Annotated in this window: 7 protein-coding genes; all 7 read left to right on the plus strand. The window is 30.5% G+C overall.

The window, feature by feature from the left end:
• The first annotated feature begins 53 nt into the window (after positions 1-53).
• Positions 54-2,048 (plus strand): fructose-specific PTS transporter subunit EIIC, encoded by a 1,995-nt coding sequence (locus tag AB2369_RS08425; RefSeq protein WP_367666037.1) that lies wholly within the window; start codon positions 54-56, stop codon positions 2,046-2,048.
• Positions 2,049-2,110: 62 nt separating this feature from the next.
• Complete coding sequence (locus tag AB2369_RS08430; protein ID WP_367666038.1) at positions 2,111-4,738, plus strand: glycoside hydrolase family 38 C-terminal domain-containing protein; 2,628 nt, start codon at positions 2,111-2,113, stop codon at positions 4,736-4,738.
• Between the two features lie 54 nt (positions 4,739-4,792).
• The gene (locus AB2369_RS08435) at positions 4,793-5,590 is read left to right on the plus strand and encodes a MurR/RpiR family transcriptional regulator (protein ID WP_367666039.1); all 798 of its coding nucleotides are present in this window, start codon (positions 4,793-4,795) and stop codon (positions 5,588-5,590) included.
• A 12-nt stretch (positions 5,591-5,602) separates the two neighbouring features.
• Complete coding sequence (locus AB2369_RS08440; protein WP_367666040.1) at positions 5,603-6,979, plus strand: glycoside hydrolase family 1 protein; 1,377 nt, start codon at positions 5,603-5,605, stop codon at positions 6,977-6,979.
• A gap of 12 nt (positions 6,980-6,991) precedes the next feature.
• Positions 6,992-7,873, plus strand: coding sequence for an ROK family protein (locus AB2369_RS08445; RefSeq protein ID WP_367666041.1), 882 nt, complete (start codon positions 6,992-6,994; stop codon positions 7,871-7,873).
• Positions 7,874-8,036: 163 nt separating this feature from the next.
• Complete coding sequence (locus AB2369_RS08450; protein WP_367666042.1) at positions 8,037-8,492, plus strand: GNAT family N-acetyltransferase; 456 nt, start codon at positions 8,037-8,039, stop codon at positions 8,490-8,492.
• A gap of 76 nt (positions 8,493-8,568) precedes the next feature.
• The gene (locus AB2369_RS08455; RefSeq protein ID WP_367666043.1) at positions 8,569-8,883 is read left to right on the plus strand and encodes a nucleotide pyrophosphohydrolase; all 315 of its coding nucleotides are present in this window, start codon (positions 8,569-8,571) and stop codon (positions 8,881-8,883) included.
• Positions 8,884-8,932 lie beyond the last annotated feature (49 nt).

Raw genomic sequence — 8,932 nt, forward strand, 5'->3', positions numbered from 1 at the left:
GCAAATGACGAAAAATTTATAATAATAAAAACATCTAATGGAGGTGCTAATTTATGAACAAAAAAATTGTAGCAGTAACTGCCTGCGCAGCAGGTATAGCCCATACATACATGGCTGCAGAAAGTCTTAATAAAGCAGCTAAAGAAAAAGGCTATAAAATCAAAGTAGAGACACAAGGTTCTATAGGAGCTGAAAATGTCTTAAATGAAAATGATATTAAAGAAGCAGATGTTGTAATTATAGCAGCAGATATCGACATTGAATTGTCGAGATTTGTAGGAAAAAGAGTTCTACAAGCTAAATCCATAAGTGCAATAAAAGATGCCAAAGGATTAATTGATACGGCATATAATGAAGCACTACTTTATGGAGAAAAGGGAGCTAAAGTAGGAAATGTTACTTTAGGTAAAACAGATAGCCAGTTTATAAAGCACATAATGAGTGGAATTTCATATATGGTTCCAATGTGTATAGCTGCTGGATTACTTTTAGCTATAGCAAATATCTTTGCTTTCCAAAAGGACGAACTTGGAAGAATAGTAAAATGGGGATTTGATGTTTCAACTAATATGGGATATTTCATGTCTAAGCTATTTGCAGTAGGACAAGTTGGTTTTAAACTTATGATTCCTCTATTTGCAGCTTTTGTTGCTAACTCTATAGCAGATAAGCCAGCTATAGCACCAGCTATGATTGGAGCATATCTTGCTAATGATCCAGAGTTTTTAGGAACTCAAACTGGTGGTGGATTCTTATCAGCTATACTAGTAGCATTTATTGTAGGATATATAGTTAAGGGACTAAAGAGCATAAAGTGGCCTAAAATATTACAACCATTATTAGCAATTATGATTATTCCATTAATAGCCACTTTATTAATAACAATTATAGTTCTTTTCTTAATAGGACAGCCTATTGCATCAGCAATGGATGGGTTATATAGCGGTCTTACATTACTAAATGATAAGTATACTAGTGCACCTTTTATAATAGGAGCAATTATTGGAGGAATGATTGGTTTTGACTTTGGAGGACCAGTTAATAAAACAGCTTTAATATTTGGTACAGCAGTATTTACAGATACAGTAGCCAAGTTTGGAATAGAAAACGCTAACTTTGTTCCAGGAACAGCAGCACAAGCAGCAATATCAGTAGCTCCTCTTGGAATATGGCTTGCATCAGTATTATTTAAGAATAAATTTACTAAAGATGAAAAAATATCAGCAAACTCAGCTTTCAGTATGGGTATGGTAGGGGTTACAGAGGGAGCGATACCTTTTGCAGCAGCTAACCCAGTTCAAATGATAACAGCTTCAGTTGCAGGTTCTGCCCTTGCAGGTGGTTTAGTTGGAGTATTCGGAGTTAAATTCTATGGAGGTATAGGTTCACCTCTTGGAACATTTATTGGATATATAGAACAACCAGTACCATTTATAACATGGATAGGATCAGTAAGTGCAGGTATAATTGTTACAGCATTAATAATAGGATTCTGGAGAAAGCCAGTAACTAAGGACAATGAAGTAGAAATAGAAGAAGTAAATGTTAATAGTAACAAAGAAAATAAAGAAACAAAGAGTATAAATACTTCTAACACTGACCATAAAGTTTTTGAAAAAGGTCATATATATATAGATAAAAATTCTAAAACTAGAGAAGAAGCTTTTGAATTCTTAGCATCTATTGCATATAAGCATGGATTTGTAAACAGCAAAGAAGAGTATCTTAAAGGATTATATAAAAGAGAAGAAGAATCTACAACAGGATTTAACGATGGTATAGCAATACCTCATAGTAAAAGCAGTACTGTAAAGAAAGCAGGAGTTTTTCTTATAAAGTTTGAAAATCCAATAGAGTGGGATTCTCTTGATGGAAAACCTATAAAACTAGCTTTTGGTTTAACAATACCAGAGGATGGAGCAGATAATCATATAAAGGTTTTAAGTGCTATTGCAACAAAATTAATAGATGATAACTTTAGAGAAGCAATATTAACAGAAAATGATCACAAGAAACTATACGATTTAGTTTCATCAATAGAATTTTAAATAATTTATTTTGGTCTAAATAGAGTTAGTGCTATTTAGACCTTTTTAAAAAGGAGCAATATATGAAGAAAGTACATGTTTATTCCCATACTCATTGGGATTATGAGTGGTATTTCACTTCAAGTGAAACTATTATTCAATTAATATATCATATGGATGAAGTAATAAACGCTTTAGAGGAAGGTTCAGTTAATAATTATTTATTAGATGGACAATTAAGTATTTTAGAGGAATATATAAAGTTTATGCCGAGTAACTTTCAGAGAGTTAAAAAACTTGTGGAAGAGGGAAAATTAATAATTGGACCTTGGTATACCCAAACTGATGAATTAATTATTTCAGGAGAATCCATATTAAGAAATTTATTCTATGGAATAAAGAGTGCATCAAAATATGGTGACTACATGAAAATTGGATATTTGCCAGATTCCTTTGGACAAACAAAAGATATGCCTAAAATATTAAATGGATTTAATATAAAAAGATCTATATTCTGGAGAGGTGTATCTAAGGATAAATGTGAAAATAGAGAGTTTATTTGGAAAAGTGAAGATGGCAGTGAAGTATTAGTTTATAATATAAAAGATGGATATTATTATGGTGGAAATCTTATATATAATGATGATGTAAATGCAGTAGAAGAAAGAATACTAGACGGTTCAGGTACACATAATATATTACTACCAGTAGGTGGAGACCAAAGATATGTGGATTTTAATATAAAAGAAAGAATTAAATATTATCAAGACAAGACAACTCATGATTTTGAATATGTAGAGAGTTCTTGTGATGAATTCTTCGATAATCTTGAAAAGGAAAAAGATTTAATGGAAGTAGAAGGAGAGTTTTCTAGTCCTTCAAATTCTAAAATCCATAGATCTATTTATTCTTCAAGATATGATCATAAATATTTAAATGATAAAATAGAGAGAAGGCTTATATATACACTAGAGCCACTTATGGTTATGGCACAGAATTTAGGACTAGATCCTAAGATAGAGATGCTTGAGGAAATATGGAAAAGACTCCTTATGAACCATGCCCATGATAGTGCTTGTGGATGCAATAGTGATAAGACTAATAGTAGTATATTATCAAGGCTTACTGAAGTAGATCAGCTTTCTTATTCAGCTTGTGATTATATAATAAGAAAGATAAGTGAATCTCTTAAGGATAGAAGAGAAAATGATTTAGTATTATTTAATACCTTAAGTAAAAAGAGAAATGACACTATTAAAGCTGATATTACTACAAAGAAGAGTGGATTTAAAATAGTAGATGAAGATGAGAATATTATTCCATATGAAGTTATTAGTGTTGAAAAAGAGTATGGTGGAAGTATAAAGAGGACAGAAGAAGAGTATGATGAAAATCTTTATTATTATGTAACTAAAATAGCTATGGACTGTGAAATAAATCCTATGACTATAAGAGTACTGCATATAATTGAAGAAGAAAATGAAAACAATGAAAAGTATGAAATAGAAAACAAAAGTTTAACTTCTGAAATAGAGGATAATTTTTATAAGGTAGAGTTAGCTAACGGACAAGTAAATATAACCAATAAATTAAACGGAGAAGTTTTAAAGGATTGTATAAGAATCCAGGATTCAGGAGATGATGGAGATACCTATGATTATTCACCACCAGAAAAGGATAATGTTTTAAACTTTGATTTTAGTGGTGCAGAATATGAAGTTATAAATGGAGAGATTTATAAAGAGCTTAAGATAAAAGGTGTGTATAAGGTTCCAGTGAATTTAAAGGATAGAGAAAACTTAAACTTAAATACAGACATACCTTATACTTTAAAGATTATGTTAAGTAATAAAGAAATCATAGAGTTTCACTTAGAAGTTGAAAATAATGCTAATGATCATAGAATGAGATTTATTTTAAATACAAATATAAATAGTAACACATCAATATGTGATACTGCCTTTGGAGTTATAGAAAGAGAGAATACTCCATGTCATATCAACGATTGGAGAGAGCTTGGATGGAAGGAAGAACCTTCTCCTATTTATCCAATGCTACATTTTACAGCTTTAAAGGATGAGAATAAAGCTGCATGTATTATGGCAAAGGGTATAAAAGAATATGAGATATTAGATAACTCTAAGATAGCATTAACCTTATTTAGATCAGTAGGATATTTAGGTAAGCCTGATCTTATAAGAAGACCAGGTATTGCATCAGGAAATGAGTTTAGATATATAGAAACACCAGATAGTCAGCTTCAAGGAAAGCTTAAATTTAAGTTTGCAATAAATTTAAGTGATAAATTAGATGTTTCATATATAAATAATTTGTGGCAAAATTATTCAATTTCAGTTTCACATTATCAACTTCAAGAGATAAATAGATTTACAAACACAATAAAGTATTTTGTAAGTCATCCATTATCAGAAGATTTACCTACTTTGGATAGTTTAATTGACTGTGAAAAGTTAAATGGAGTTATAGTAACTTCAATATATCCAATAGATAAAACTTCCTATGGTATAAGATTATTAAACAGCAGTGATGAGTTAAATAATAAGGGAAGTATAAAAGTAATAAAGGGAAAATCCTATGAATGGATTAACTTTAATAATGAATCTTTATCAGAAAGTTTTAAAATCGAAGAAGAAATAGTTCTACCTTCCTTTAAAAAAGGTGAAATAAAAACTATTAGAATAAATATATAAATAAGTTAAGCTTTTAATTTCTACAGTCATATTTGAGGGAATATTGGAGGTATTATGGAAAAAGAGATAATTATAAGAATTAATCATGCAAAAGTTAATTTTACATTTGTAGAAGAACAAATAGCTGAGTATTTCTTGGAGGAAAACCCAAGTTTACCTATAAATGATTTAGCTAAGAAACTAAATGTATCACCATCTTCTATCTCAAGATTTTGTAGAAAGATAGGGCTTTCAAATTATAAAGAGCTTATATATTTATATAATAAACATCTAAAAAAACAGAAGAAACATGCTTTAAATAATATAGCTATAGAACTTCAAGAAGGATATTTTAAGATTTTCGATGATATTGATAAGAGCTTTGATGAAGAGAAAATAGAAAAGATATGCGAGAAAATACATTCCACTAGGCTTATTCATATATTTGCCTTTGGATTAAGTGCCACAGCTGCGTTAGATTTTAAATTTAGATTTTCAAGAATGGGAAAGTTTGTAGAGGTAATACATGATAAAAGTGCTATAGAAATGGCTACTTCCATATTAGAAAAAGGAGATTTGGTGTTTATATTTACCCTTAGAGGAAATAAAGCCTTAGAAAAAGTAGGGGAAGAATTAAAGAATAAAGATGTTACAGTAATAACTATAACAGGTAATAGGGAGTCTACCTTAAATAAAAATTCTGATATAGTAATTAATACTGCAAATCTCCATGGAGAAGAGTCAACAGGTATAATGTCTGCACAAATCCCTATATTAGTTCAAATAGATTTAATTTATTACTACTATATAAAAAATTATAAAGAGGTATTTGACAGCTGGATTTCAACGGAAAAAGTTTTTAATAAGGAATAGGAGAGGATAGTTATGATTAAGTTTTCAGAGGATTTTTATTTTGGAAGTGCATCTTCAGCAACTCAAAGTGAAGGAGCTATAGATAGAGACGGAAAGGGAGAGAACATATGGGATTACTGGTTTAAAACCGAAGAACATAGATTCCATAATGGTATAGGTACAGATAATCCATTAAGTTTTTATGATAATTTTAAAAATGATATAAAACTAATGAAAGAAACTGGTCATAACTCCTTTAGAATGTCTATTAATTGGTCAAGAATGTTTGAAAATGGATATGGCAAAGTTAATGAAAAAGCAGTGGAGTTTTATAATAATGTAATAGATGAGCTTATTAGTAATGGTATTGAGCCTTTTGTAAATCTATTTCATTTTGATATGCCAATGGAATTACAGAAAATTGGTGGATGGGAGAATAAAAAAGTTGCACATTATTACGCTGATTATGCGAAGACATGCTTTGAGTTATTTGGAGATAGGGTAAAGAGATGGTTTACTTTTAATGAACCTATGGTTCATGTGGAATGTGGATATTATCTTGGATTTCATTATCCATGTAAGTTTGACTCAAAAGCAGCAGTACAAGTTGCATACCATACTGCTTTAGCTAGTGCCTTAGCTATAAAAAATTATAAAGAGGTAAGAGACAATGGAAAGATTGGTATAGTAATAAATCTTTCACCTTGTTACCCAAGAAGTGAAAATAAGTGGGATTTAAAAGCAGCTAGAATAGCAGACTTATTTGCAAATAAAAGCTTCTTAGATCCTTCCTTAAAGGGAGAGTTTCCAAAAGAATTAGTAGAAATCATAAAGAAACATGATTTAATGCCAGAGTATGAAGAGGAAGATTTAAAAATAATAAAAGAAAATACTGTAGACTTCTTAGGAGTAAATTATTATCAGCCTAGAAGAGTATGTGCTAAGGCTAATAAACCTAATGATGAAGCACCTTTTACCCCAGAATATTACTATGACCATTATGATATGCCAGGAAAAATCATGAATCCTTATAGAGGATGGGAAATATACCCTAAAGGAATATATGATATAGCTAAAAATATTAAGGATAACTACGGGAATATAGAGTGGATGATAACTGAAAATGGAATGGGAGTAGAAGGGGAAGAAAGATTTTTAGTAGATGGAGTAATAGAGGATGACTATAGAATAGACTTTTATAAGGATCATTTAACATGGTTAAATAAAGCTATTTTAGAAGGATCAAATTGCATAGGTTATCATGTATGGACTTTTGTTGATAACTGGTCATGGCTTAATGCATACAAAAATAGATATGGACTAGTTTCTTTAAACTTAGAAACAGGAGAGAGATCTATTAAGAGAAGTGGAATGTGGTTTAAAGAGCTATCAGATAACAAAGGGTTCTAAGGGGGAGAGAAGATGTACGCATGCTTAGATATAGGAGGAACATCTATAAAAGTTGCTGTAGCAAAAGAGAATGGAGAATTACTAGATAAGGATACTTTATATCCTTCCCATGACTTAGAAGAGTTCACAAAGGTTATTGTAGATTGGGTAGAAAAGTCTAAAGATAAATATGAAATAAAAGGGGTGGCCATAAGTGCTCCAGGAGCAGTAGATTCAGAAACGGGAATTGTTGAAGGGGCTAGTGCAGTACCTTGTATTCACGGACCAAACTGGAAAGAAGTTTTATCTTCAAAACTAAATTTAAATATCAGCATTGAAAATGATGCAAACTGTGCTGCATTAGCAGAGGTTTTTTCAGGATCTGCAAAATATATAAAAGATATGTTATTTGTAGTATGTGGAACAGGTATAGGCGGAGCCATTGTAAAAGATGGTAGAATCCATAAGGGAAAGAACCTCCATGGTGGAGAATTTGGCTATATGATAATGGAAGAGAAAGATGGAGAGTTCAAAACCTTTAGTCAAGTTGCATCTACCATGTCTTTTGTAAGAAAAGCAAGAGAACATTTTAAGGATGAATCCTTAGATGGAAAGAAAGTTTTTGAAATGGCAGAAGAGGGCAATGAGTTTTGTAATTCTATAATTGATAGATTCTATATGGAACTTTCTAAAGGATTATTTAATCTTCAATATATTTATGATCCTGAGATAATACTTCTTGGAGGTTCAATAAGTGATAGAGAAGATTTTGCAGAGAAAATAAATAATAAGATTGAATATATTTTAGGAGAAATACCTATAGCAAAGGTTAAGCCTGTTATAGGAACATGTACCCATAAAAAAGATGCTAATTTAATAGGAGCATTAGCTCATCATTTAAAAGAGTATAATTAAATTATCTGATGGCTATAAGCTGTAAAACCCCCACCTTTTAAGAGGATGGGGGTTTTACAGCTTTAATAAAATTTAAGATGGCTTCATTTATTTAAAGCTATAATGTATTATAGGATATAATACACAATTGTAATTTATTATGAAATAAAGGGGGAGGATAGGAATGTTTGAATTCAAAAACTTTCATTGTTTAACAGATGGTGAGATTGATTTAAAGATAGAAGATAAAACACCAGCTAATGATGAAAAAGGTTATGTACCTGCATACAAATATAGGATTACTATACACAATTCAAATGATACCATAGGTAATATTGATATTCGTATTGGATATAATGAGAATATATATTATGGTGGCAATATTGGCTATAGTATTGAACAAGGTTATAGAGGTAATAATTATGCAGCGAAGGCTTGTAAAATTATTAAGCAGATATCAATTGCTCATGGAATGGATAGACTTATAATAACTTGTAATCCAGATAATTTTCCCTCTCGAATTACTTGTGAGAAAGCAGGTCTCAAACTTAAGGAAATAGCAGATCTACCTCCTCATAATGAGATGTATCAAAATGGAGAAAAACAAAAGTGTATATATGAATGGATTTTAAGAGAATAGTTATTTATAATTTTATTATATAAGAAACTAAAATTTATAAACAATAATAAAACCGTAGAGAGAAGAGGAATTTTACATGAAGGAAACCATAAAGAGAATAAGAAAATTTAGAGATGACAGGGATTGGTCACAGTTTCATACTCCAGAAAATCTAGCTAAAGCAATAAATATAGAAGCAGGAGAATTACTAGAGCACTTTCTATGGGATGACACTTATAACAAAGAGGAAGTATGCGAGGAGTTAGCTGATGTACTAGTTTATTGTATTCATATGGCAGATTCCCTAAATGTGGATATAGAAGAGATAATAAATAAAAAGATGGATAAGAATGAAAAGAAATATCCAGTAGAAAAAGCAAAAGGCACAAGTAAGAAGTATACGGAATTATAACTAAAATATAATGAGTATAGAAAAAGTTCAGGAGGGAAATCTTCTGGAC

Source organism: Clostridium sp., assembly GCF_040797585.1.
In the GTDB taxonomy this organism is placed as follows: domain Bacteria; phylum Bacillota; class Clostridia; order Clostridiales; family Clostridiaceae; genus Clostridium_Z.